Origin of the sequence: Streptomyces sp. NPDC059224, from assembly GCF_042754285.1 — a bacterium.
GTDB lineage: Bacteria > Actinomycetota > Actinomycetes > Streptomycetales > Streptomycetaceae > Streptomyces.
In genome coordinates, this window is sequence record NZ_JBHZAN010000058.1 from 13,681 (window position 1) to 39,436 (window position 25,756).

The following is a 25,756-nucleotide window of genomic DNA, read 5'->3' on the forward strand; positions in this document are numbered from 1 at the left end:
GGTGGTGGGCGGGACAGATCAGCGGGCGCAGGTGGTGGTGTGTCCTGCCGGACCGGTGAGCGGGGGGAGTTCCATCAGGACCTCGGTGATCCGCTGCTGGCATTCGTCGGCGGAGTACCCGGTGACCACCCAGTGGCCGAGCCGGTCGTCTATGGTGGCTCGCGGGGCGGCGGAGACGAGCTCACCGAAGTGCCGCGTCCACACCAGCCGCTCCAGCCACGGCCGGGCACGAAGGGACGTCAGCGGACCGACCGGCGCCACACGGCCGGAGAAGGCCGGGTAGTAGAACTCGACGGCGGCAACCTGCTGCTGGGTGGGGGTCAGGTCCGGGGTGCTGCCGGTGGCCAGCGCCGCGACGGCCGCCATCAGGTCGACGCCCGTGGCCAGCTCGACCAGCACCGGAATGAGGTCACCTGCCGGCCGGGCGTTGACTTCGATCAGGACGGGCCCCCGCTCGGTCAGCCGCAGTTCGACGTGCAGCACCCCGCGGGTGATGCTCAGCGCCCGTACGGCGTGAGTGACCGTCTGCCGTACCGCGTCGTCGGCGAGGAGGGGGTCGCGGGCGTCGACCGTGTGGCCGGTCTCCAGGAACCGCGGCTCGGCGCCCAAGCGCTTGCGGGTGACGGCGACGATGTGCACCTGGTCGTTCTCGACGACCGTCTCGGCGCTGATCTCCGGCCCGTCCAGGTATTCCTCGACCAGGACACCGCTCACCGGCGCGTACGCGTCCAGGCCGAGGACCGTCTCCCGGCTCGCCGCGGGGAAGGCGGCGCGGACCTCGCCGTCGTGGTCGGCCCGCAGCACGCCGGCACTGCCTGCCATCGCCCGCGGTTTGATGACGACCGGGTAGCCGATCAGCCGGGCCTGCGCGACCGCGTCGTCCTCGTCGGTGACCGGCACGGACCGGGCGGAGGGCACACCGTGCTCGGCGAGGTGCCGGCGGGTGGCAGCCTTGTCGCGGCACGCCGCCACGGAGGCCGGGGACGTGCCGGGCAGCCCGGCCTGGGCGGCCAACTGGGTGGCCAGCTCGACGTGGTGCTCCAGGTAGGTGCAGACGCCGGCTATCGGCATCTGCTCGGTGAAGTCCTTGACGGCGGCCGCGGTGCCCTCGGTGTCGGTGAGGTCGACCAGCAGTTGGTGACGCACGTAGGGCCGGGTCCACTGGGGCGGCTCCGGGTCGGCGAGCACGAGCGGGTGCCGGGCGGCGAGCCTGCTCAGCGAATGCTGGCGGTAGGGCTGCGAACCCGACCCGAGGACGAGTAGCGGGCGGGGCGCCGCGTAGGGCGTCGATGCAGTGGTGCGGGCGTCAGAGGACATGCGCTGTCTCCATGAGCTGGCCGGCGAGGGGTCCACCGGGTGACTGGGGGGAGGTACTGGTGAAAATGCCGACCGCATCCCAGACCGGCTGGTACTGGGCCTTATAGGCGATCTGACCCGGCGTCTCCCGGGTCGGGCCGAGGTCGAGCCAGGAAAAGCCGCTGCCCGTGAGGTCATCGATGAGCCGCCGCAGCAGGGCGTGCCCCGGGGCCAGGCCCCTGTGGGCGGGGTCCATGGCCGGCAGCACCGAGTAGCAGTGACGCCCGCGGACCAGGCAGAGCTGGGCGGCGATGACGGCGCCGTCCATGGCTACCTCGGCGATGAACGCCTCAGCCGCCCCGAGGCGACGGAGGACCGCCTCCCACGGATCGCCGTCCTCCGCCGCGAGCTGTCGTTGCTTGGCGTGCAGGGCCTGGAGTACGGGCAGTGCGGCAAGCAGGTCGCCGTGCGTGCGCGTCCGGCGGTAGGTGATGGCGGCGCCGCAGTCGCTGAGGACCTGCTCGCGCCGCTCGTGCTGACGCCGGATCGAGCGCGGCAGAACTGCCACGGTCAGCGGCAGCGCCACGGCCGCGGCTCTGCACGCGGTGTGCGCCCAGCCTGGCTGACTGCGCATCGCCAGATTCAGCGGCGACCTGGCCGGCACGTTCGGGAGCGTGACCGACGTGCCGTCCTGGGTGAGCTGTGTCAGCTCGCGGGCCAGGGCCTCCGCGACCCGCGGATCCTGTGAGCCGGGCCCGACCACGGTGATGCACTCGCAGTGCGCGGACATCGCGCGCACGATGCTGCGGCCGTCACGGCTCTCGCGGACCAGGGCCAGGGCCCCCTGGACCCCGGACTGGTCGGCCGCCACCAGCAGCAGCGGGACGGCGGTCGGCGGGAGCTGCCCGGCCCAGCCCAGCAGCCAGTTCGGCGACCCGAATGGGGTGGCGCCGGCGTCGTGCCGGTACAGGGCGGGCCAGCGGTCCTTCATCCACGCCAGGGCGGCAGGTCCCTCCAGGGCGTAGACGGTCACGGCCACGGGCGTCGTCCTGCTGAGGCCCGCGGTCCCGCGGACGAAGCGGCCGGGCGTGCGTGCCGCGGGCGGTGCCGTGGACGCGATGCCGGTGGCGCGGCTGATTTGGGAAGTGCTGCTCATGAGACCGGGAGAGAGGTCGAGGGGGCGGCCAGCACCAGGGCGACCAGGTGCGAGGGGTCGCTCCAGACCACGGCCAGGTCCAGGCCGACGGCCATCAGTTCCTTGGCAAGTCCGTCGAGGGTGAACTTCGCCGACACCTCGGTGCGCAGGTCCTCCCCGGCGGCGAAGTGGACGCGGATCCCGGGATCCGCCACGGTCACCGTCTGCGCTTCGCGGGCGCGTAGACGCATCTCGATCCACTGGTTCTCGGCGTCCCAGTAGGCGACGTGCTCGAAGGCGTCCGGGTCGAAGTCGGCGCCCAGCTCGCGGTTGATCCGGTGAAGCACGCCGCGGGAGAACTGGGCGGTGACACCGGCCGTGTCGTCGTACGCCGCGAGCATCCTCGCCGGGTCCGTGACCAGCTGGACGCCGAGAAGCAGCCGGTCCTCCGGCTCGAGCTGGGCGCCGAGGCCGCCGAGGAACGCGGCCCGCTCGGCGGGCAGCAGGTTGCCCAGCGTGCCGCCGAGGAACGCGATCAGCCAGGGCCCGTCGTCCGCCTCGGGGAGGTCCAGGGGAGCGGAGATGTCGGCGACCAGCGGCCGGACCGACAGCCCAGGGTGCGCATCCGTGAGGGACGGAGCGGTCAGGGCGAGCGCATGAGCGCTGATGTCGACGGGCTGATACGTCGTCACCGTCCCCGCCAGCGCGCCCAGGAGGGCCGCAGCCTTGTCCGACGCACCCGCACCCAGCTCGATCAGGGTCCGCGCGCAGGTGGCCGCGGCGATCTCCCCGGCCACGTCCCCCAGGAGGGACTGCTCCGTCCTGGTGGCGTAGTACTCCGGCAGGAGAGTGATCTCCTGGAACAGGTCGCTCCCGGCGGCGTCGTAGAGCCACTTCGGCGGCAGCGTCTTGCGCTCCGCGGTGAGACCGCGGACGACGTCCTCGCGCAGCGCGGCCAGCTGCACGGGGTCGGTGGTGCGGGTGGGTGTGGTCATGGGAACAGGCCTCCGTAGGGGAGAGATGGGGGGTCACGCGGCGCGTCGGCGAGCCGAGGCGGCCGGCAGCAGACGCAGGCGGCCCAGCGCAGGGCCGACGGTGAGCAGGAGGAACGCGGCCGTGCCGCTGACCGGCAGCAGCAGCGGCCCGCCGGGGCCGCCGGCGGCCGCCGTGCCGACGGCACAGCCAATGTCGAGCGCGGCCACCAGGAGGGCGCCGGACTCGGTCGCAGTCCCCTCCGGCGCGCACCGCGAGGTGATCACGTAGGCGACACTCAGCAGGGGTGCCATGGCGAGGCCCGGCACGAGGCAGGCCACCACCGCGGCGACCGTGCCGTCAGCGGCCAGCAGAGGCAGCCAACCCACCGACCAGGCGGCGCACAGCGCCACGAGCTGGCTGGACACCGACCCGGGCCACGACCGTGCGCCGTACAGGAGTCCACCGGCCATGGCACCCACCGACACCGCGGCGGGCAGCACGCCGGACAGGCCAGGGACGTGCAGGCGGTCGGCCGTGTGGACCGCGATGGGGACGACCGCCCCCATCGGCACGCCAGCGCACACCATCGCCGCGTACAGCCGCCGCAGCCGGGCCACCCGCAGCGGCCCGAGGAACCCGACGGTGCCGCGCGGTGTGGGGATCCACTGTCGTGAGGGAGGAGCGGTGGCCACCAGCAGCGTGCCCGCCAGGCCGAGCGCGGCGGTTGCCATCAGTGCGCCCCGGGCGGACGTCGTCCAGGCCAGCGTGGACACCAGCAGCGGACCCGCTATGTAGATCACCTCTTGTGATGAGGCGTCCAGGGAGAGGGCGACCCGCTCGTGCTCGCGGTCGGGCAGCAGCGGCCGCCACAGCGCGCGCAGCGTCGCATCCAGCGGCGGCCGCGCGCAGCCGGCAAGGACGGCACCCGCGAGCTGTCCGCCGTCGACCAGAACCAGCACGAGGCCGGCGGCGGCCGCCACAGCACTCAACGTCAGTACCCGGGTCTGCCCCAGCCGGTCGACCGAGCGGCCAAGGACAGGACCCCCCGCTGCGGTGGCCAGCAGGTAGGCGGCCGTCAGCAACGCCGCCGGTCCGTATCCGCTGCCCGCTCCGATCAGGAGGATGGCGAGCGGGGCCATGCCGGAGGGCAGGCGGCCCACGAGCGTGCACACCAGCAGCCGGGCCGCGTACGGCATGCGCAGGACATCGCGATAGCCGACGACGGCCGGACTGACGGCCGGTACGGCGCTCATTCGGGGTGGGGGCGTGGCGAAGCGGGGCACGGTGGCACTCCAGGAGAACCTGACGGAGGGGGAGGAGACCGAGCGCCGCTCGGCCGGCCCCGGCAGCGCTGTGGCATGCCGGGGCCCGGGAAGGTCAGCTCACCTCTCGAAGGTGTGCCAGCTGCCGCAGTACTTGGGCGCTGCGCTTCCCTTCACGACGCAGACGCGCATCTTGAAGACCACGCCGGCGTAGAGGGTCGGCGTCTTCCAGCTCCCGTAGCCGTCGGCCAATTTGTCCGTGACGTCCGTGACGACGTAGCCGTGGGCGGCGGTGCGGACCTGGGTGCGGGCCGAGTAGCCGTCCCGCTTCAAGTCGTTCGCGTACACCCGGCCGTTGACGCTGTTATAGAACCCCTCGGCGCGGTTGTTTTGGGCCGTCCACCAGCCGGAGCTGGCGGACGCGGGGACGGAGTTCAGGGTGAGGAGCAGGGCGCTGCCCACAGCAATGGGCAGAGTGCGCCGGGCGAGCCGGAAGGCGGTGCGCATGGAGAGGTCCCTTTCAGCGGGGGGAGACGGGCGGAAACTGCGGCCGGTTGACGAGCGCGGCAAGCGGCAGGCAGACGGCGGTACCGAGGACGCCGCAGGCGACGGTCGTGATGCCGACCAGGCCGGGACCGCCGTGCGTGAGCGACCAGCCGGCGAGCACCGGCGCGCAGATGACGGCGCTGGCTAGGGTGGATCCCCACACGCCCGCGTACAGGCCGCGAGCGTGCGCGGGGGTGATGCGGTCCAGGACTGTGGAGGCGGCGACGAATGCGGTGATCTCGCCGGGCACGGCGATCACCGCAGCCGCCGTGTACTCCAGGGGCGACGAGGCGAGGCCCGCCGACCCGATCCCGGCGCCCAGCACGAGCGAGCTGACGGCCAGCAGGCCGACGAGGGAGGAGGACCGGGCCCGCCGGGACAGCCACGTGTTGAGCGGCGTCGACAGCACCAGGACCGCCACGGCGCTGGCAACCTGCGTCCAGCCGAACGCGGACGCGGGCAGGCCTGCGTCCGCCATCAGCAGCGGCAGGGTGCTGGCCAGGCCTGCCACCGGCATCAGGGCGCCCAGGCTGGCCAGCCACAGCAGCCACAACTGGCGGTCGCGCAGCGGGGAAACAGCGGTGCCGTCCGCGTGCGGGACCGGCACCCTGGGGGCGGGCCGGTCCGACGGTGCGAGCACCAGGACTGTCAGCGCGAGGGCTGCGCAGACGGCGCCGTTGATGCAGAACAGCACAGGCAGCCCGGTGGAGTCCAAGACCAGACCCCCGGTGGCGCCGGTGACGGCCGCACCGATGTTGATTCCGAAGTGCCGCCACCCGTTGAGCGAGGCACGCATGTCCGCGTCGGGCACCGAGTCGGTGATGACTGCCGAGATCACCGGCCGAGGAGCGTCGTAGCAGGCGCCGGCGACGACGGACGCCGCGGCGATGGCGACGGGAGCTGTTGCCCAGGCGAGCAGCGGCAGCACGATGGCGGCCAGCACCATGGCGGTCACCAGCGTGGCCCGGCGGCCCAGAGCGTCGGACAGGCGGCCCCAAAGGATCTGGCCGACCAGCCAACCGACGCCGAAGGCGGCCAAGGCCGTGCTGATACCGCGAGTGGAGAAGCCCAGGTCGGCCAGCCGGTACGGCAGGAAGGGGTAGACGAAACCCCCTGCTCTGATCAGGCTCGCGCCGACGACCAGGACCCATACGGCCGGTGGCGCAGAGGGACGGGGCGGGGGGATCGGTGACGAGGGAGGAGGAGGTCGGAGGGGAGCGGGCAGGACGATAGAAGGCAAGAGGTCTCCCAGGTAGCAAGTCCGCTGCTGCCGGCGAACAGAGCCGGGCGAGCGGATGGCAGAGGGCGCGGGTAGCCGTCAGGTAAAGGCGGCGAAGGCGCGGGGGGCCCAGCTCGAAGGCGCGGCCTTCGACCCGCTGGGTCCTGTTCTGCGAAGAACGAGGTAGTGCCTCGACGGGCATCAGCAGCGGCTCAGAGAGGGCGCAGCGCCGCAGGCGACCTAGAACTGAAAAGGCCTGGTGCGCGACGTGTGCCTATGCCGACGAGGACGCGTGGAGGCGCAGGACTACTCGCTCGTTGAGATACCTGGTGAGATTCCGCAAGCGGCCGGAGGCGGCGCGGTGGTGGCTGTCATGCCCACCGCGTTCCACGCGACGGGCTGCCGTGAAGCATGCACAGAGGACCCCTTAGGGATGGGGGGGTCTGGCATCGCAGGATGTCGTGCCGGGCAGGGAGATGTGTCCCGAGCAGCCCGGTGCCACTATCCTGAAGCAGAGCGTGGTTGCACACGCTCTGCAAAATGCGCCCCCACTGGGTTGGTTGGCTACCGATCTTGGGTGGTGTGTCTGATTTCGGGCGAAATCGGATTACTGGTGGCCGCCCTCCGAGGCTAAACGGAGGGCGGCCGCTGCGGTTTGGGCGCGACCCCGGTCGGGGGGCCTCCACATCCGGCGACGATCTATGCGACGCGCTGCGAGCGCGCTCGCGCTGAAGTTGCCGAGGTGCGTGTCCATGGCACCAGCGCGACGTGGCGGCGGCAGTTCCGATTGCTGGCCGGCGATGACCTGGCGGACCCCGCCCCGACGTAGTGCATAGAACCTCCTTGCTGATCGCGATGCGTGGCGGCGCCCTGCGTCTGGGCAAACGCAAGCCGCCGTTTCCGCATCTCTAAACAGGCCGCCCGGCCTGTTTAGACCAAGCAGTCTCCAACCGGAACTGTCATCACTCGAACAGAACGTCCGTGCAACGGGCCCAAGGTACAGGGCCATTAAACGGCTGCCACGGGCGGTGCCCCGATCCCCTACGGGTCGGTAGGCGTCCATGGCAACGGTGGACATATGGCTCGTATGTCCGGATTGCATGAGCAACCTCGGGCAACATGAGACCGCTCGGTCTGTTCTATCCGCGCCAAGTCTGAAACTCTTACGTCGGACACGTCAAGCGAACAGTGACCACGAGATCACGGAAGGGGAGTCCGACTGAGGTGACGGGAGAGTCCGTGGGGGTTATTTGTCCGTCTCGCGATGTATGGCAATGACGTGATGATCTTTACGGTTCCGTGCAGTTTGGGTCAGAGATGCAAGCCGCAGTCTCACGGTGGAGGGGAAAATGAGCAGTGACGCCAACCCGCACCTCGGCAAGTCATCCGGTCGCCGTGGGAGCACGCGCTTGATGAATGGGTACGCAACCTGTCCTGCTGATTGCGGCGTGCTACTGATTCTTGACCTGCTGACTGAAAGCGAGCTCGCGGAGGAACGGAAATGCCCTAATGGGTGCGCCCAGGTCCTCGAAGTCGTATCACTGCGATGCGTGGTCCAGATCTAGGCGATTTGTAATCGGTGAACTCTTCGGTGGGAGTTACGCAGGTGTCAACGGGCATGTATTCTGCAAGGCGCAAGCACACACCCCGAATCAGTCCTGTCCCCCGCCTTGTGCCGGACCGGGCTCGAAGGCGAGACCTCATGACCAATCCGCCGAAGCCGCCGCGCCGCCAGCAGCTGCGTGCGATCCATACCCGGGAGCGAATTCTAGATGTCGCCGGCCAGCTTTTTGTCAGGGATGGCTATCGGGGTGCTTCCTTGACTGAAATCTGCACGAGGGCACAGGCGCCCAAGGCGTCACTCTATCGGCACTTTCCAGAGGGTAAATTCTCGATCGCCAAAACGATCATGACCGACACGCTTTCCATGGATGGATTGAAGCCTCAAAGGCTCAAGCTGCAAGAAGTAGTCGACATCGGCATGATCCTGGCTTATCGAATTTCGAATGAAGATGCCATGGAAGCCGCTCTCAAGCTGTCGTTCGAGAACGATGCCCCGGAAACGTACGGCACCCCTTGGAACGATTGGACTGCTTTCAATACTACTCAGCTGGCTGAAGCGCAAGAGCAAGGTGAGCTGCGTCCCTTCGTGGACCTGGCGGAGCAGGCTGATCAACTTGCCGGATGCTGGTCGGGAATGGTCCTCATGTCGAAGACTCTCGACCGAAGCATGAGTGGTGTTGAACGACGAATGGCTCGCTTCTACATGAATTTCATGGATGTCGTCGCGATTGACGACGTCAGGCGTCAGCTCGATATTTCAACAGGGCGCGGATCTGCTCTCATGTGCGCCTTCTATGAGGAGAACTCAGACGAGAGCGATGGCGACGGGGGGCTCGACGAGTAGCAGTCCCGCCAGCAGCAGCGGGTACCGACAACGGCCCTTCCGGAGCGGTGGACGTCGCCTCCGGAAGGGCCGTTTTGCGTGCGAGCGCAGACCAGACACTCCGTATGGCTTCGAAACGTGATACCCGCGACAGGGGCAGAATCGCGAGTGATTGCATAGAGCTTCAGGGGCGAGGGTAGGCAGCGCTGGCGATTGCCATGATTTTAGCGTGAAGGGGTATCGGTGAAGTCCGCCAAAGTCGCTTCTTCTCTCAGTCCGCGCGCAGTGATCTCCCTGTTCTCGCGATTGCGCACTTCTAGCGGGCAGGCGGATCCGTTGCCGGCCTACAAGGATCTCCTGCACATGGGGGAGGTGATACCCGCCCCGTGGGGCGGATACATTGTCACATCCTACCGCCTGTGCGATCTCATTCTCCGTGACAAAGCCTGGCGGGTTCCAGATGAAGATTGGAGATCCAGCGAAAGCGACGCAGCACGGTGGAAATCTCCCTCATTCCTGCAAATGAGCAAAACATTGCCGATGCTCAATCAGCCACATCACGGACGTGCTCGCCGCGCACTGGGGAATGTTTTTACCCCCGCAGTCCTTGATGAACTGCGCCCTGGAACGGTGAGGATCGTCGATCGCCTTCTCGACGGATTCATGAACAAGCTGAGGGAGGGCCCCGCCGACTTCGTGACCCTGGTCAGTGAGGAAATCCCTGTGGCCACCATCGGAGAGTGGATGGGTATACCCGCCGCCGATTACGGCCTGCTGCGGGACCTCACCCATGACCAGGTGTTCACCCAGGAGCTTTTCCCGACGGCAAGCGGTATAGCAACTTCCGACGCTGCCACGGCCAGGCTGCGAAGCTACTTCTCCGACCTGATCAAGGAGCGCCGCAAAAGACCCAGCGATGATCCTGTCTCGTTGTGGATACGGGCGTGGGATGAGATCGAACCTGACCGCGAAGCAGCCGATGAGAGCGTTCACTCCCTCGCGCTCTTCATGCTTCTTGCTGCCCTGGAAACCACGTCCCATCTGCTCGCCGACGCCGTGCGCCTCCTACTGGAGCATCCGCGCCAGCTGGAGGACCTGCGCCGGCACCAGGACCTCATACCCGCAGCGATTGACGAGGTGCTTCGCTACGACGCACCCATTCACATGATCAGCCGGATTGCGCCAGACGATGTGGAACTCGGCGGTGTCCCCGTTCGCGCCGGGGAGATGATGCATCTCATGATCGGCGCCGCCCATCATGATCCCGTCCAGTACATCGAGCCCGATCGGTTCAATGTGCGCCGACGCCTCGAAGGGTCAGTGGCGCACCTGAGCTTCGGAGCGGGAGCCCACTACTGCCTGGGCAGCTCTCTGGCGCGACTCGAAGCATCCGTGCTGCTCAGTGCCCTCCTGAAGCGGCCTGAACGTCCGTACGTCAGTGCGTCTACCCGGTGGTCTCCGCGGATTGTCTTCCGGCGCCTGACCGCCCTGGAGCTGGCTCTGCCCTAACCTGTGGACAAGAGCAGGCCGAAGCCGCACGCAAAAGAGACCGACATGCCTCTCCCGGTATGTTCAGACCGACGGGAGGAGTCGGCCCGATCTGCTGTACGCGGCCGGTGCCGCGTTGCAGAACAGCGGAACCCGGCACCGTGGGGGTGCCGGGCTCCGCTGGGTTCCGACAGGGTTACCAGCACTGCCGCGAGTACCGGTGGCGCTCGGGTACGCCGGTGCGCTCGGTGCGCACCAGCGGACGGTGCGCCCCCCTGCGCGCGGCCGAGGGACCGCGGTCATGACCGCCGTACAGCTCTCCGGAGCCGGGCCTGGCCGACCGGGTCGCCCAGCTCGCCGCGCGCGCCGCGGCCGGGCAGGACGTGGCCGCCGAACTCGCCGCCGTGGCCCAGGACCTCACTGCGCACGACCGGGACACCGCCGCCGACGGCGGCGCGGGGCTGCCGGTGCCGGAACGGCGCCCCGGCACCGGGGGCCTGGTGCTGCCCGGCCACTACACCGCGGCGGGCCCCGGCCATATGCGCACCCCCGGCGGCTTCACCGTCGACGAGAGCACCGCGCGCCGGGCCGCCGGGGCGGAAGCGGCCAACACCCGGCGCGGCCGCGACGCGGGCGACGTCCTCCAGGCCACCGAGTGCACCCGCGAGGACCTGGCCGCGATGGTCGCCACCTGCGACCTGGACACCGCCCGCGGGCTGCGGGACGCCACCGCAATGACCCTCGCCTGGTACATGGCGGGCCGGGCCAGCGAACCCGTCGCCCTGTCCGTGCACGATCGCCCGCGCCTACCTACGCACGGAGGTGTAGCCGCCGACCATGATCGTTCCCGGCCGGCGGACCTAGGAGCCGAGCAGCGGGATTTCCTGCGCGAGCAGGTCCTCACGCAGACGCAGAAACTGAACCGGGTGGCGGTAGATCCCGTCGTCCACCGCGGTGTCGGCCACGAACTCCGCGACGAGATCAGGATCCACGGGGTGGTACTCCAGCTCGCCGCGTGTGCCCCAGCCGGCGGAGAAGCGCCGGCCGTGCCACTGGTGCTCGCCAGTGGCCGCGCGCAGGCGCCCGGCCAGGTCCGTCCGCACGGCTGTGGGCAAAGGAGTAGAGCGGGCGATCAGCCGCAGCCGTCCCGCTCCGTCGTACCGGGCCAGCAGGAGCGAGGCTGGAGACGCCAGAGGCCCGGTGACCCCGCCGATCACCCCCTCGGCCGTCGTACGCGACCGGACCTTGATCCAAGCCCTCCGGCCCGGCAGATACCTCTGCTCGCTTCCCTTGAGCACCACGCCCTCGATCCCGGCTGTGCCCCAGGCCGGGTCCAGCCAGTCGAGCATGGTCGCGCGGTCCGTGGTCGCCGGGCACAGCGTGAACAGTCCGTCGAGAACCGCACGGGCGAAGAGGCCTTCCAGGCGGGCCCGACGCTCCCGGTACGGCTGCTCCAGCAGCTCGACCCCCGCGGCCTCAAGGACGTCGAAGACGATCAGGTAAGCGGGATGCTCCATGGCGGCCGCCGCGGCGCCGCGACCCCTGCGGCGGGCGCGCTGCTGAAGCCGGCCGAAGTGCAGTCGGCCTTCGTACGGCACGACGAGCTCTGCGTCGAGCACCAGGCCCTCGCCGAGCGCCGATGCCGCAGCGGAGATCTCGGGGAACGCCGGCGTCAGGTCCGCGCCGTTGCGCGACTGGAGCATCACCAGACCGGGCCGGGCGAAGAGCAGCGTCCGGAAGCCATCCAGCTTCTGTTCTGCAACCAGATGGCCGGGCAGCGTGCCGTCGCGCGGTAGCTCCCGTCGCGCTCCGGCGAGCATCGGCTCGAAGGGCGGAGTCAGCGTCACCCCTCACATCTACGCCCATCCGGCTGGTGAAGCGCGCCGGACGCCAGGTCACCGAGCGGTGCGGACCGCCGCAGCGGGCACGGGGGAGCGAAGTACCCGGTCGCGCCGCCGACCGAGCCGACAAGGTGCCCAGACTCCCCTGCCGGGTGATCTTGAGCGATCGGCCATGACTGTCCGGTCCCGGGCGGGAATTGACCGGGCATGCACTCGATCCGCCGTCTGCTGACCACGACGGCTGCCGTTGCCGCCGTCCTCGCCACTGCCGTCTCCGCTGCTCCGCCGGCCCCGGCCGCCTTGCTCGCGGAGACTCCGTGCACGTTGACGTGGCAGGCCGTGCAGGGGGTCGCCGTCCGCAAGCCCGCGTGGAACGAGCCGTCGGTCGCCACGACGCGCTCGCCGATCGTGCGCTACCTGCGCCTGGGGGAGCGGGTGCGGTCGTGCGTGATCGGGTCGGCCTCGCCCGCCGCCTGGCGACCCGGCGCGCGGTCCGCCAGTTGCTGCGGACACTGTGAGCATCGGGGTGTCCCGCCGTCGGCCGACACCTGCGGTGCCCCCCTTCCGGATGGCCATGGGGGCGCCTGACAGCTATCGCCTGTTCTCGCCCGTGTTCGACGGGGATCCCCCGAGCCGCCACCCGGACGACCGCCGTGCACGGAATGTCTCACCGGACTCGATGAGGGCCTTGGCGCCGTTGAAGCTGTGCCCTGTGACGCACCGGTAGTGTGATGCGCCAGAAATCCTGATGCTTAAGTGCAGCGTCTCCCGGCTGATCCCCAGATCCTTGCCGATGCCCTCGAAGGTGTCGCTCGGATCCGACAGGTACAGCGCGACAGCGTCCGCCTTGAACTCGCGCGAATAGACCTTCATCACCATAAGAGATCCCTCCTGCCCGGCCCCCGCCGGGGCCGGGCTCAGAGGTGTCCACCACTCAGGGACAGGTCCCGGGGGAGAGGAGGAGCCGTGCACCGACTTAGCAGAGGACCTTCCGCTGGACCTGCGATCGGTGCCTGGGCTATGCGGCAGAAGCGGGGGAATGGTGCGCTACTGGGCCCGCGGAGTCCGCGAGGTGCTGGTGGGCGGTCAGGATGTGGGCCTGTGTGCGTGTTGCCTCGTACAGGTCTCTGTACACGGCGTAGAGATCGTCGTAGACGGGGAGCACGTCGGGCTGTGGTTGTACGGTGCGGCCGATGCGTGCCCAGGTGGTCGTCTCTTCTGCGAGGTCACTTGCGCGGGCGGCGAGGAGAGCGTCGCCGTAGCTGGCGCCGATACGCTGGTCGGGCAATTCCTGAGGGCAGCCGGTGACGTCGGAGACGATCTGGGTCCACAGGTCTGCCGTGGTGCCACCGCCGACTGCGATGAGCCGGCTTGGACGGACCCCGGATTCTGCCATGACTTCCAGGTGATGGCGGACTGCGTAGGCGGTTCCTTCCAGCGCTGCGCGGTAGAGGTGGGCGCGGTTGTGATGGAGGGTCAGCCCGAGTACGGCTCCGCGAGCGTCGGGGTCGAACAACGGGGTTCTTTCGCCGGCGAAGTACGGGAGCATGACGAGGCCGTGTGATCCAGGGGAGACGTGCTCGGCTTCAGCGGTCAGGTCCTCGAAGCGGCCGCCGGTCAGTTTGCGCAGCCAGTCGGTGACAGCACCGGAGGTGGCCATGCCGCCGGCGAGGTTGTAGGTGCCGGGCGTGATCCCGCGCGTGGCCCACAGACGGGGATCGGTCTTGGGCTGGTCGAGGACCTCGATGAGGAACATGGTCGTGCCGTACATGAGCATGCAGTCCCCGGGCTTGTCCACGCCGGCGCTTAGGGCTTCGGCCCAGGCGTCGATGGTGCCGGCGGTGACCGGTGTTCCGGCGGGGATGCCGGTGACGGCGGCTGCCTCGCTGCTGACGCGTCCGGCGATCTCGCCGGGCCACATCAGGTGGGGGAGCCGGATGCCGGGGGCGATCTCTTCGGCGATCTCGGGGATCCACGCGCAGGCATGCAGGTCGTACAGGGGGTTGCACTGGCTGGCTGAGTGGTGGTCGAGGACGTATGCGCCCGTCAGGCGTTCCACGATGTAGGAGGAGGCCATGTGGAAGCGGTCGGTGCGGGCGTACACCTCTGGTTCGTGCCGGTTCAGCCAGGCCAGTTTCGGGCCGATGGCCTGGCTGGTGAGGATGGAGCCGCCCCGGAGCAAGAGCTCCTTTGTGCCGTAGCGCGCGGTGAGTTCGTCGATCTCATGGGTGGCGCGGGTGTCGATGCCGTACAGGATGGCACGCCGCAATGGGTGTCCTGCGGCATCGACGGGCAGAAGGCACGGGCCGAGGCCACTGATGCCGACGGCGGCCACGGTGCCTTCGGCGGCGGGCAGCAGTTGCCGGCACAGGGTGGTGACGTCAGCCCACCACACGCGGTCGGCATCGTGTTCGGCCCAGCCGGGTTGCGGCAGGGAGACGGTGTGCGGCACCTGGGCCTGGGCGACGACGGTGCCGTCGGGCCTGGTGAGTACCGCCTTGGAACTGGAGGTGCCGATGTCGATGCCGAGGAGCAAGGCGCTCACTGAACCCTCCCAGGGGAGGCAGACGAGCTGCCTGACGTGTGGTGGATCATCCGGCGCTCCCGAAGACGCGGCGCGCGGTGGAATTGAGCAGAGCGGCGAGGAGCAGAATGATGCCGAGCGCGCCGACCTGCCAGATGGCAGGGAAGTCGGCGACGGTGATGGCATTGTTGATGATCGTGACGGTGAAGGTGGCCAGGACCACTCCCGAGACCCGTCCTTCGCCGCCGTTGATCGCAACACCGCCGAGGACGGCGACGGTGATGGCCATGAGTTCCATGCTCGAGCCGGCATCGGGGCGGGCGCTGGCGAAGCGTGCGGTGGACACGATGGCGGTCAGAGCGGCGAGCAGCCCTGAGGAGGTGTAGGCCCAAAAGCGTGTGCGGGCGACGTCGATGCCCGCGAACTGGGCTGCGATGTCGTTGGTTCCCACGGCATAGAGGCGGCGGCCGAGGCTGGTCCGGTTGAGGGCGAACCAAGTGATCACGATGACGGGCAGGTAGATGACGAAAACCTGCAAGGGGATGCCGGCCAGATAGTTCGTCAGCCCGTACAGGCCGGAGGGGAGATCGGAGATGGGCACGGTGTCGGTGAGCACAAGAGGGATCGAGCTGAAGGCGTAGAGCGTGGCCAGGGTGACGATCAGCGCGGGGAAGCGCAGGCGCGCGATCAGGAAGCCGTTGATCGCACCCATGGCAAGGCCGGACAGCAGGGCGACGGCTACGCCGCCGGCCAGTCCGAGGTGCCAGCGGGTGGCGGCGAGACCGAAGAGCATGCTGGAGAGGCTGACCATGGAGCCGACCGACAGGTCGATGGAGCCGCGCCCGGTGACGATGACGATGAGCTGAGCCAGGGCGAGCAGCCCGATCTCAACGGCGTAGGCGGTGCTGCTGGAGAGGTTGGCGAAGGTGAAGAAGTAGGAGACCTGCGTGCCGAAGATGACGAGCATGGCCAGGAGCAGCACCGTCAGCAGCATGGTGCGGTCGAGCAGGATGCGGCGCGCCGCGGTGACAAGCAGGCTTCCCTGACGGGTGCCGGCAGAAGGGGACTTGGGGGTGAGGGTGACGCTCATGCGGTGGCCCTCCTTCGCTGACGCAGGACGTCGACGCCGACGGCGACGATGATGAGCAGGCCCAGGAAGAGTCCTTCCAGCAGGGCCGGTACGCCGACGATGATCAGCGCGTTGCGGACGGTTCCGACCAAGAGGGCACCCAGGAGGGTTCCCAGGACGGTTCCCTTGCCGCCGAGGATGCTGGTGCCGCCGAGGACGACCGCGGCGATGACCTGGAGCTCGAATCCGTTGCCGACGTTGGTCTGCACGCCGCCGTTGCGGCCGATGAAGACGAGCGCGGCGACGCCGGCGAGGAGCCCGGTCAGGGTGTAGACGGCGACCTGCCGACGGGTGGTGCGCACGCCGGACAGGCGGGCGGTCTCTGCGTTGTTGCCGAGCGCATACAGGTGGCGGCCGGTGGGCCGGTAGCGCAGGTAGAGGCCGGCGAGCGCGGCGAGAGCCATGGTCAGCAGCCAGGCGTAGGGGATCCCGAGGAGGGAGCCCACGCCTAGGCCGTGGAGGCTGGATGGGAGCCCAGTGATCCACTCTCCGCCGGTGAGCTGGTAGGAGATGAACCGGAAGAGGTTCAGGGTGCCGAAGGTGACGATGATCGGGTGGATGCGGCCGTAGGCGATCAGGAGGCCGTTGACGAGGCCGGCGGCGAGCCCGGCGGCTACGGAGATCAGAACGGACACTACGGTGGGGTTGCCCGCCGACATGGACTGGCCGGTGAGGACGGCGCAGACGGCGAGGGCGGATCCGACGGACACATCGATGCCGCTGGTGATGATCACCATGGTCATGCCGACGCCGACGATGCCTATCTGGGAGATGTCCAGAAGGATGTTGGCGACGTTGTGGTGGGTGAGGAACGGGTCGGAGGTGATGCCTAGGACGATCCACAAGGCTGCGAGGACGGCGATGAGTCCCGCTTCGTTGCCGCGAAGGAAGCGCGACAGGGCCGTCGGTGGCCGGCGTTCGGGAGCGATGACTGGGGGTGGTGTGTGGAGCGTGGTCATGTGGGGGCGTTCTCCTGTTGCACGGTGCCGATGGCAGCCTGGAGGATGTCGGCGTGGTCGGCGCCTCGGGGGAAGGTGCGCCGCACGACGCCGTCCTGCATGACGACGATGCGGTCGGCGAGCGCAGCGATTTCGGGCAGGTCGGTGCTGACGACGACGACCGCGGTGCCTTCGGCGGCCAGCTCCAGGACGAGGCGGTGGATCTCCTCCTTGGCTGCCACGTCGACACCCTGGGTGGGCTCCTCCAGCAGCAGCAGGCGGGGCTTTTGGACGAGCTGGCGGGCGAGCATGACCTTCTGGGCATTGCCGCCGGAGAGGGCATCAGTGGCTGTGGCGACACTGGGTGCCTTGATGGCCAGTTTGTTCAGGTACTCCACCGCGATGGAGTGTTCCTTGCGCCGGTCCACGACGATGCCGAGCTTGCGCAGCACGCTCAGGTGCGCGATGGAGATGTTGTAGGCGATGCTCTGCGGGCCGAAGATGCCCTGCAATTTGCGGTCACGGGGCAGCAGCGCGATGCCGAGCTTCCCGGCCTCGCCGGGGGAGCGGACCGTGACCGGCTGGCCGTTGAGGACCATGTCGCCGCGGTCGACAGGCAAAATGCCGTACAGCGACTCGGCGACCTCATTGGCGCCGGAACCGATCAGACCGTACAGGCCGACGACTTCACCGGCGCGGACGGTCAGGTCGACGTTCTGGAAAGCTGCGGCCCGTCCCAAGCCGGTGGCTTGAAGGACGGGCTTGCCGGGCTCGATGCGTTTGATGTCGTCGAGCCCGGCAAGCGCGCGGCCGGCCATCTGGCGAGTGATGTCGATTTCGGTCAGCTCACTGACAGGACGCGCGGAGACGATTTCCCCGTCGCGCATTACGGTGGCCCGGTCGGCGATCGCGAAGATCTCGCCGAGACGGTGGCTGATGTAGATGATGCCGACGCCTTCGGAGCGCAGGCGGCGGATGACGCGGAACAGATCCTGTGTTTCCTGGTCGGACAGGATCGCGGACGGTTCATCGAAGATAAGGATCTGAGCGCGGTGCACGAGGGCCTTGGCGATCGAGACCATCTGCTGCTGGCCGACTGTCAGATCGCCCATCCGTGCGTCTGCGAGATCTGCGTCGACGTGCAGGCTGCCCAGCAGTTCCTGCACGCGGCGCCGTTGCGCGGACCAGGCAACGTTGCCGAAGCGGTTGCGCATCTCACGGCCGGAGAAAACGTTCTCCAGCACAGTGAGCTCGGCGAAGACCTGCGGCTCCTGGTAAACCGTGGCGATGCCGTGGGCGAAGGCTGCCTGGGTGCCAGTGATCCGCACCGGCTCGCCGTCACGGTGGATGTCGCCCTCGTCGGGCTGGATGGCGCCGGCGATGACCTTGATCAGGGTGGACTTGCCGGCGCCGTTCGAGCCCAACAGGGCGTGGACTTCGCCGGCACGGACCTCGAAGTCCACGCCGCGCAGCGCGTGCACGCCGTGGTAACGCTTGTGGATCCCGCGCAGGGACAGCAGCGGCACCGGGCCGTTGCCGTCCCCGGCATCGCCCACAGGTGTGGGAGTGATCGTCATCTCAGAACTTTCCTGCGTACTGGGCGATGTTGTTCTTGTCGAAGACGAGGGGCTGCCCCAGGAGTAGCGTCTTGAGGTCCTCCTGGTAGCTGATGCCCTTGATGTCACCGACGCCGTTGGTCTTGGGGCTCTTGCCTTCGGCGAGCTGCTTGCCCGCCCACACGGTCAGGTAGCCGAGATCGGTGGGGTTCCACAGCACCACCTTGGCCATGGCCCCGCTCGTGACGTACTTCTGCATCACCGTGGGAGTAGCGACACCGGTAGAGAAGACCTTGCCGGTCTTGCCCGCGTCCGTGATGGCCTGCGCCACGCCCGGGGCTGAGGTGGTGCACTCTCCCACCACGCCCTTGAGATCGGGGTTGGCCGTCATCAGGTCCTTGGTGATGCTGGCGGCCTTGTCCTGGTCCTCTCCGGCGTACTTGACGCTGACCAGCTGCATGCCAGGATACTTCTTGGCCGAGTAAGCCTTCTGTTCCTTGATCCAGGAGTTCAGGCTCTGCGCGGTGGGACCGCAGGAGACAATGGCCCACTTGCCCTTGCCGCCCATCTGCGCCGCCAGGGACTCGACCAGTGCATCACCGATGGCCTTGTCGGTGGCCTGCTGGACGAAGAGTGCACGCTCACTGTTGGGAGCGTCGGTGTCGGAAGTGAACACCTTGATACCGGCTGCCTTGGCCCGCTTGAGGACTGGCGAGATGGCCGCCGGATCGTCGGGGGCGACCGCGATCGCATCCACATGGCGGGTGATCAGGCTGTCGATAACCTGGATCTGAGCGGCCGAGTCAGCCGTGGCGGGACCCTGGTAGATGAACTTCACCCCCAGGTCGCTGGCAGCCTTTTCGCCACCCTTCTGCATCGCAGTGAAGTAAGGAATGCCGACAAGCTTGGGAACGAAGGCCACCTCTACCGGCCCGCCCCTGCCTGCGGAGGAGCCCCCGCCCGGAGGGGTGGAACTGCACGCCGCGGCCGTCAACACCACAGCCGCCGCGACACCGGCAGCCGTCCAACGGGACGTCTTCGTCATGAGTTGTTCCTTTCCTGCCGCTGTATGCAGCGGTGCGCAGTCTGCGCTTTAACGCGCGCCAAAGAGGGCGGCGTTCGTTCGGTGATAGGAAGAAGCCGTCAGGCGGCTGTGAGAGTGCGGTAGCGCGCGTAGGCGTGCTGCCACTCCTGCGGATCGCGAGGCTCATACGAGATTGTGCTGGTCGAGTTCCGCGCGACTTGCCGTGCCTGAGCCAGAGAGCCGATGTGTCCCATCGCTACGGCCTGGACGAGCAGATTCCCGATGGTCGCGGCCTCCACTGGGCCTGCCAGCACCCTGCGCCCGGTGGCGTTCGCCGTCCATTGGCACAGCAGTGCGTTGCGGGCTCCTCCGCCGACCAGGTGCACCGTGCTGATCGGGTTCCCCGTCAGCAGTTCGATGTCGTCGAGGGTCGCGCGAAAGCGCATGGCCAGGCTTTCGAGGATGCAGCCCACGACCTCATCAGGGCTGCCGGGCGGGTTCTGTCCCGTGCGTGCGCAGTAGGCGCGCACCCGGTCGGGCATGGCACCGGGCCGCAAGAACTCATCCGCATCCGTGTCCAGGAAGCGCTGGTGGAGGCGGGTAGTTGCCGCCATGGTGACCAGTTCCTGATACGACCAGTCGGCGCCTTGCTCGACCCAGGTGCGCCGGCACTCCTGCAGTAACCACAGGCCCATGACATTGCGCAGGAACTGCACCGTGCCGAACGCGCCGCCTTCATTGGACAGACCGGCGTCGAAGGCGCCTTTGCTGACCACGGGGCTTGTGCGTTCCACGCCGACGATGGCCCAGGTGCCGCAGCTGATGAAGGCGGCGCCTTCGCTGTCCTTCTCGAAAGGAATCGCCACCACAGCGCTTGCTGTGTCGTGGGCCGCGGGGGCGATCACCTGAGTGTTACTCAGGCCGGTGTCGTCGGCGATCTGCCGGGTGAGAGAGCCGACCGAGGTGCCTGGTTGTACGATGTCGCGCAGTATGGTGCTCGGGATCCCGAACAGTTCGACGAGCTCGTGATCCCAGCGCTGCCTGCGGATGTCGAAGCACTGGCTGGTGGTGGCCATGGTGTATTCGCAAGCCTGCTCACCCGACAACCAGTACCGGAACAGGTCGGGGACGAACAGCAGCCTGTGGGATGCCGATAGCGCGGGGTCTCCGCCTAGGGCCATCGCGAACAACTGATGGAGTGTGTCGATGGGCAGGGGCCGACTTCCCGTGCGCTGGAAGAGGCTGTAGGAGTCGATCACCTCGGTTGCACTGGCGGTGAGCCCGGCGGTGCGGGAGTCCCGGTAGTGCACGGGACCGGACAGTGACCGTCCCGCCCTGTCCACCAGAGCGAAGTCGATGCCCCAGCCGTCCACCGCCAGGGACTCCACCTGTCCCGCTGTGCGCTGTGCGGCGTCAGCGAGACTGTGGCGCACCTCCGAGAACAAGCTCAGGGTATTCCAGTGCAACCGTCCATGGACATTGACAGGCACATTGGCGAAGCGCCGCACGTCCTCCAGCCGCAGCTCGTCTCCGTCGAAGTGGCCGAGGCTGACCCGGCCGCTCTCGGCGCCCAGATCCACGGCAAGCATGGTGCTCATGCTGCACGCTCCCTTGCCCAGGCCTTGTGTACCGGTTCAGCGGCACCACATCGGCACATGATGAAAGGGGACGGTGTGAGCGGGCCGACCAGCCGGGATGAGATGCGGCTGGTGCTCGATGACAGCTTCATTATCCGCATCCTCCTTCCCTGCTGTGGCGCGACAGGGAGACCAGACGTTAGTGCAGCTGACTGGAAACGTCGATGTCACCCAAGTGCTGAAGATTTAACGCCAGCTTCGTTAGAATGGCAATACTTCTCGTTAAGTCGTGTGAGCAACTGTGACGTACAGAGGCAGGAGCCCTGATGAACAGCAACGCATCGGCAGCGGATCCCCCCGCGGGTGGCCCGGCGGGGACGGCAGCACAGGCAGTGCACCGCCCGATACCCGGCGAGTGCTCCATGGAGCCGATCGAGCTGGTCATGCTCGACATCGGCGGTCCCGTATACGACGACGCCTGCTACTCTCGAGCCCTCCTACAAGCACTGCGGGAACTCGGTGCAGACGTCGATGAGCTGGCCTTCCATCAGGTACGCGACGACCATCGCCGTGCCCAGCGAGGCTCCCTGCGTACGCGCATCGCCCGTGCGTTTCTTCCCGATGGGGACCGCGATGAGCTGTCCGCGCTGGCTGCCCGCTACTGGCAGTACCCGCCCCAGGCCCTCTACACCGACGTCCTGCCCGCGCTGAAAGCTCTCGCCGGCCGGTACCGCATCGCGGTGGTCGCCAACCAGAACGCCCGGGTCCAGGACGCTCTGCGGCGCGACGGTGTCGCCCCCTACATCGATGTCTGGGCCCTGTCAGAAGTGGTCGGCGCGGAGAAGCCCGATCCCGCGATCTTCCTATATGCCCTCACGAAGGCCCGAGTGTCCGCGCGGCGTGCCGTACATGTCGGTAACCGCCTGGACAACGACGTGCGCGCAGCACGGTCCCTGGGCCTGCGCACGGTCTGGGTCCTGCGCGGTGAAGCGCCGGACGCCCCCACGCCTCAGCAGCTGGCCGAAGCAGATACCGCGATCTCCTCGCTCGCCGAACTGCCCGAAGCACTGGAGCTCTTGCAACGCTCCCGAAGCGGCCACTTCTCAGGAAGCAACGGTCAGTGAAGCCCCGTTTTGACCACCCGCTCTTCGTCGGCATCGACATCGCCACCCACGCCGTCCGGGTAGTGTGCTGCACCGATGACGGCACCATCCAGGCCCGCGCCGAAACACATCTGCCAGCCCCCGAGCGCCCGCAGCCCGGCCACGCACAGCAGGACGCGAGCACCTGGTGGCCCGCCACTGCCCGCGTTCTACGGGCCCTGACCGCTTCACTCGGCGGCGCACGCCGTCACATCCAGGCTGTGACGGTTACCGCCACTTCCGGCACCGCCGTCGCGGTGGACCGCAGCCGGCGGCCGCTCGGTCCGGCCCTCATGTACGACGATGCCCGAGCTCAAGCAGAAACAGCCGTCGCCGCCTACACGTCACATGCTCGCTTCGAACGACTCGGCATCACCCTGTCCGCCGCTTTTGGCCCCGGTCGCATCGCCCGACTGGTGGCAGATGCCGGTCCGGACCTCTTCCGCATCTGCCACACTGCCGACCTCCTCACCTGGTACCTGGCCGGAACGCCGACACCCGTGGACTGGAGCCATCCCCTGCGCAACGGCTACGACGTCCTCGCCGGCGAATGGCCTCACGAGACATTCGAAGCGTTGGGCGTCGATCAGCGGTTTCTCCCGGAAGTGCAGGCGCCGTGCACCCCGGTCGGTGCAGTCTCAGAACCCGCCGCGGAAGCCACGGGACTTCCAGCAGGATGCATCATCACACTCGGGATGACCGACGGCTGCACAGCGCAACTCGCCGCCGGCGGCGGAGTGGTCGACCATTACGTCTCCGTCCTCGGCACGACGCTGGTCATCAAAGGAACATCCCGCCAACTCCTGCGCGACCCCTCAGGAGCCGTATACAGTCACCGCCACCCACAGAATCTCTGGATGCCCGGCGGCGCCTCCAACACAGGAGGTGAGGCCCTGGCTTCCTGGCCCCGCGACCGGCTTGCCGCACTGGACGAACAGGCGCGCATCCACGGACCCGCCACCGTGCTGAGCTACCCGCTGGCACGCCACGGCGAACGCTTCCCATTCGCTGCCGAGCAAGCCCACGGCTTCATGCTCGGTCGGCCCACCAGCGAGACCGACGCCTACCGCGCCATGCTGGAGGGCGTCGCCTTCTGCGAGCGGCTCGCGTACGAGCGCCTCACCGAGCTTGGAGCCAGCATCCACCCCACATTGCGCACCGCCGGCGGCGGCAACCGCAGCCAGACCTGGCTGCGCATTCGCGCAACCGTTCTGGGCCGGACCCTGCAGCGCATACCCCGCGCCGAAAGCTCTGTCGGCGCTGCCATCCTCGCGGCCGTCGGCAGCGCCCATCCGGATCTTCAGACCGCGTCGAAAGCGATGGTCGGCACGGGGCAGACAGTAGAGCCTCTTCCAGAGGAACGGGAGGCACTCGAGGACCGATACCGCCAGTTCCTCGCGGCCGTGAGAGAAAAGGGCTGGTTGACGAAGTGAAATACGAGCTGAGCTGACGACTTCCGGCGACGTGAACCCGTCAGTGCCCCGAACGAGAGGACGCACGGGCACGGCGTGTGGCCTCAGGTGAGCTATGCCGCCAGCCGGTACTACGTTGGTGCCCCGGCGACCTCGACGGCAATGCCCAGTTGCTTCAGCTCAGCCATGTCCTTCTCGTCAGTCTCACGGTCCACAATGATCAGGTCAAAGGAAGTCAACGGCGCCAGTTCGTGCAAAGCTCTCTTGCTGAACTTTGAGTGATCCAGCAGCAGGATGCGCTTTGCTGCGGCCTCCATGAGTGCACGTTTGACCAGGACAGTTCCCTGCGACTTGTGGAAGCACGAGCCGTCCGTCACCGCAGTGGTGGACATGAAGAGCACGTCAGCCCGCAAAGATCCCACAGCTTCTTTGGTCTTCAGCCCGAAGAACGCGTCATAGGAGGGGTTGTACGAGCCGCCGAGAGCGATCAGATCGATCTCCGACTCACCGGCCAGCGAGTTGATGACCGCGAGGAAATTGGTGATCACTGTCAGCGGCGCCCGGGAAGGCAACAGCTGCGCCACCTGCAGAGCGGTGGTGCTGTCATCCACGATCACGGTCTGGCCGGAAACGACATGACGCAGGGCGGCCCGGGCGATCTGCTCCTTCTCTGTCACCATGGCCGCCAGGCGGGACCGTGCAGTGGTGTCGACCAGCGCGGCCGGGTTCACCGTCGCACCACCACGCACTTTGCGCAGCCAGCCGGCCACCTCCAGCTCATCCAGATCCCGGTGGATGGTCATGGTGCTCACGGAGTACTGCTGCGCAAGGTCCTCAATACGCGCAAAGCCCGAGTCCAGCACCTGCTCACGTATGCGCTCGCGGCGTTGTTGGCCCGCAACGGGTGAGGGCAGGCGAGCACCATTCCTCGGATCAGGCATTTACCTCTCCCTCTCACGGTGCCGGATGACCGCGGCTGCGTCTGAAGTAGGCAGTATCTCACATAAATCACGTTGCTTATCACATGAAGGGTGCGGCAAATACGCTGCCGGTCACACGCCGGCGCTGATCCGAGCTGTCTGCGATGCCAATGTGAGTGCCGCAGTACGGGATTCTGGCACGTAGTACTCCAGCTGTAGATCTTGATTACGGCTGCAGGGCAGTCTGGCGATCGTCTCCGACGCCACCGGAGGTGCGCAGGAACTGCCCAATCAGCGTGTCGGCGCCAGTTACGGCGACGCCCCCTGCTCGCAGCCCGTGCGGCCGACCTTGCCTGTGCTCAGAAGACCGACAGGCCGGTCAGTGTCGTGAATCTGTCCAGGGCCGCCACTCCTGCCACCGAGTTGCCGCGTTCGTTCAGGCCTGGGCTCCATACGCACAGGGTGCAGCGGCCCGGTACCACCGCGATGATGCCGCCGCCGACTCCGCTCTTGCCGGGCAGGCCCACCCGGTAGGCGAAGTCGCCCGCTGCGTCGTAGGTGCCGCAGGTCAGCATGACCGCGTTGATCTGCTTGGCCTGGCTGCGGGTGAGCAGGCGGGTGCCGTCGACGCGGATGCCGTGGCGGGCCAGGAACGACGTGGCCAGGGCGAGGTCGGCGCAGGACGCCTTGACGGAGCACTGGCGGAAGTACTGGTCGAGCAGGGCCGGTACGGGGTTGTCGATGTTGCCGTAGGACGCCATGAAGTGGGCGAGCGCGGCGTTTCGGTCGCCGTTCGCCGTCTCGGAGGCGGCAACGTCCTTGTCGAAGTCCAGGGCCGGATTGCCGCTCTCGGCGCGCAGGAAGGCGAGGAGTTCGCCGGCCGCGTCTCCGGTACGGGTCTGGAGGCGGTCGGTGACGACGAGGGCGCCCGCGTTGATGAACGGGTTGCGCGGGATGCCGTTCTCGTACTCCAGCTGGATCAGGGAGTTGAAGGGGTTGCCGGAGGGTTCGCGGCCCACGTGCTCCCAGAGTTCGTCGCCCTCGCGGGCCAGGTCGAGCGCGAGGGTGAACACCTTGGTGATGGACTGCGTGGAGAACGGCTCGCGCCAGTCGCCCACGCCGTACACCGTGCCGTCGAGTTCGGCGACGGCCATGCCGAAGCGGCGGGGGTCACAGGCGGCGAGCGCCGGGATGTAGTCGACGGGCCGGCCGCGCTCCCGGACGTCGGCGATCTCGGTCGCGATGCGGTCGAGAACCGACCGGAGCGGGGGAGGGGATGCTGTGATCATCGAGTCCCAGAGATTGATCGACCACGGCAGGGCGACAAGGTGGCGGGCTTCTCCCGTACCTTGCCGGGCGCCGCGCGGATGGTTCTGTCACCTGGAA

General features: G+C 68.0%; 20 protein-coding genes and 1 pseudogene. 4 read left to right on the forward strand and 17 right to left on the reverse strand.

Annotation, left to right across the window (positions count from 1 at the left end; translation table 11 throughout):
• Window positions 1–18: 18 nt before the first annotated feature.
• From ACFXI4_RS40675 to ACFXI4_RS40700, 6 genes are all read right to left on the reverse strand, one after another.
• Window positions 19–1,317, reverse strand: a complete 1,299-nt coding sequence (locus ACFXI4_RS40675; RefSeq protein ID WP_385001552.1) for an acetyl-CoA carboxylase biotin carboxylase subunit family protein — start codon at window positions 1,315–1,317, stop codon at window positions 19–21.
• Window positions 1,307–2,452, reverse strand: a complete 1,146-nt coding sequence (locus tag ACFXI4_RS40680) for a GNAT family N-acetyltransferase (protein WP_385001554.1) — start codon at window positions 2,450–2,452, stop codon at window positions 1,307–1,309. Before ACFXI4_RS40680 ends, ACFXI4_RS40675 begins: the two co-directional genes overlap by 11 nt.
• A complete protein-coding gene (gene egtD, locus ACFXI4_RS40685; RefSeq protein WP_385001622.1) occupies window positions 2,449–3,453 on the reverse strand; it encodes an L-histidine N(alpha)-methyltransferase in 1,005 nt (334 codons plus the stop codon). The genes ACFXI4_RS40680 and egtD overlap by 4 nt, the downstream gene beginning before the upstream one ends.
• A 6-nt stretch (window positions 3,454–3,459) precedes the next feature.
• The gene (locus ACFXI4_RS40690; protein ID WP_385001557.1) at window positions 3,460–4,659 is read right to left on the reverse strand and encodes an MFS transporter; all 1,200 of its coding nucleotides are present in this window, start codon (window positions 4,657–4,659) and stop codon (window positions 3,460–3,462) included.
• Window positions 4,660–4,788: 129 nt separating this feature from the next.
• Window positions 4,789–5,175 carry a hypothetical protein gene (locus tag ACFXI4_RS40695; protein ID WP_385001560.1) on the reverse strand — a complete coding sequence of 129 codons (387 nt, stop codon included), beginning with the start codon at window positions 5,173–5,175 and terminating at the stop codon, window positions 4,789–4,791.
• A gap of 13 nt (window positions 5,176–5,188) precedes the next feature.
• The gene (locus tag ACFXI4_RS40700) at window positions 5,189–6,454 is read right to left on the reverse strand and encodes an MFS transporter (protein ID WP_385001563.1); all 1,266 of its coding nucleotides are present in this window, start codon (window positions 6,452–6,454) and stop codon (window positions 5,189–5,191) included.
• A 1,681-nt stretch (window positions 6,455–8,135) separates the two neighbouring features.
• Here ACFXI4_RS40700 and ACFXI4_RS40705 point away from each other — a divergent pair.
• Window positions 8,136–8,840 (forward strand): TetR family transcriptional regulator, encoded by a 705-nt coding sequence (locus ACFXI4_RS40705; RefSeq protein ID WP_385001566.1) that lies wholly within the window; start codon window positions 8,136–8,138, stop codon window positions 8,838–8,840.
• 222 nt (window positions 8,841–9,062) lie between these two features.
• Complete coding sequence (locus tag ACFXI4_RS40710) at window positions 9,063–10,328, forward strand: cytochrome P450 (protein WP_385001569.1); 1,266 nt, start codon at window positions 9,063–9,065, stop codon at window positions 10,326–10,328.
• A 278-nt stretch (window positions 10,329–10,606) separates the two neighbouring features.
• On the opposite strand, the gene ACFXI4_RS40715 is transcribed toward ACFXI4_RS40710, so the two are convergent.
• From ACFXI4_RS40715 to ACFXI4_RS40755, 9 genes and pseudogenes are all read right to left on the reverse strand, one after another.
• Window positions 10,607–10,846, reverse strand: coding sequence for a hypothetical protein (locus ACFXI4_RS40715; RefSeq protein ID WP_385001572.1), 240 nt, complete (start codon window positions 10,844–10,846; stop codon window positions 10,607–10,609).
• Between the two features lie 321 nt (window positions 10,847–11,167).
• Window positions 11,168–12,154: an ATP-dependent DNA ligase gene (locus ACFXI4_RS40720; protein WP_385001575.1), complete on the reverse strand. Its 987-nt coding sequence runs from the start codon at window positions 12,152–12,154 to the stop codon at window positions 11,168–11,170.
• 738 nt (window positions 12,155–12,892) lie between these two features.
• Window positions 12,893–13,027: pseudogene (locus tag ACFXI4_RS40725) on the reverse strand (IS3 family transposase); the annotation flags it as partial.
• 139 nt (window positions 13,028–13,166) lie between these two features.
• Window positions 13,167–14,693: an FGGY-family carbohydrate kinase gene (locus tag ACFXI4_RS40730; protein WP_385001578.1), complete on the reverse strand. Its 1,527-nt coding sequence runs from the start codon at window positions 14,691–14,693 to the stop codon at window positions 13,167–13,169.
• Window positions 14,694–14,739: 46 nt separating this feature from the next.
• The gene (locus tag ACFXI4_RS40735; RefSeq protein WP_385001581.1) at window positions 14,740–15,762 is read right to left on the reverse strand and encodes an ABC transporter permease; all 1,023 of its coding nucleotides are present in this window, start codon (window positions 15,760–15,762) and stop codon (window positions 14,740–14,742) included.
• Window positions 15,759–16,760, reverse strand: a complete 1,002-nt coding sequence (locus tag ACFXI4_RS40740; RefSeq protein WP_385001584.1) for an ABC transporter permease — start codon at window positions 16,758–16,760, stop codon at window positions 15,759–15,761. Before ACFXI4_RS40740 ends, ACFXI4_RS40735 begins: the two co-directional genes overlap by 4 nt.
• A complete protein-coding gene (locus ACFXI4_RS40745) occupies window positions 16,757–18,316 on the reverse strand; it encodes a sugar ABC transporter ATP-binding protein (protein WP_385001587.1) in 1,560 nt (519 codons plus the stop codon). The genes ACFXI4_RS40740 and ACFXI4_RS40745 overlap by 4 nt, the downstream gene beginning before the upstream one ends.
• 1 nt (window position 18,317) lies before the next feature.
• Window positions 18,318–19,340: an autoinducer 2 ABC transporter substrate-binding protein gene (locus ACFXI4_RS40750; protein ID WP_385001590.1), complete on the reverse strand. Its 1,023-nt coding sequence runs from the start codon at window positions 19,338–19,340 to the stop codon at window positions 18,318–18,320.
• 98 nt (window positions 19,341–19,438) lie between these two features.
• Complete coding sequence (locus tag ACFXI4_RS40755; RefSeq protein ID WP_385001593.1) at window positions 19,439–20,917, reverse strand: rhamnulokinase family protein; 1,479 nt, start codon at window positions 20,915–20,917, stop codon at window positions 19,439–19,441.
• A 305-nt stretch (window positions 20,918–21,222) separates the two neighbouring features.
• Here ACFXI4_RS40755 and ACFXI4_RS40760 point away from each other — a divergent pair, with 305 nt between their 5' ends.
• Window positions 21,223–22,020 carry an HAD family hydrolase gene (locus ACFXI4_RS40760; protein ID WP_385001596.1) on the forward strand — a complete coding sequence of 266 codons (798 nt, stop codon included), beginning with the start codon at window positions 21,223–21,225 and terminating at the stop codon, window positions 22,018–22,020.
• Complete coding sequence (locus tag ACFXI4_RS40765; protein WP_385001599.1) at window positions 22,017–23,471, forward strand: FGGY-family carbohydrate kinase; 1,455 nt, start codon at window positions 22,017–22,019, stop codon at window positions 23,469–23,471. The genes ACFXI4_RS40760 and ACFXI4_RS40765 overlap by 4 nt, the downstream gene beginning before the upstream one ends.
• A gap of 110 nt (window positions 23,472–23,581) precedes the next feature.
• Here ACFXI4_RS40765 and ACFXI4_RS40770 read toward each other — a convergent pair whose 3' ends face one another.
• Window positions 23,582–24,391, reverse strand: coding sequence for a DeoR/GlpR family DNA-binding transcription regulator (locus ACFXI4_RS40770; RefSeq protein ID WP_385001602.1), 810 nt, complete (start codon window positions 24,389–24,391; stop codon window positions 23,582–23,584).
• Between the two features lie 338 nt (window positions 24,392–24,729).
• Window positions 24,730–25,659: a glutaminase gene (locus ACFXI4_RS40775; protein WP_385001605.1), complete on the reverse strand. Its 930-nt coding sequence runs from the start codon at window positions 25,657–25,659 to the stop codon at window positions 24,730–24,732.
• Window positions 25,660–25,756 lie beyond the last annotated feature (97 nt).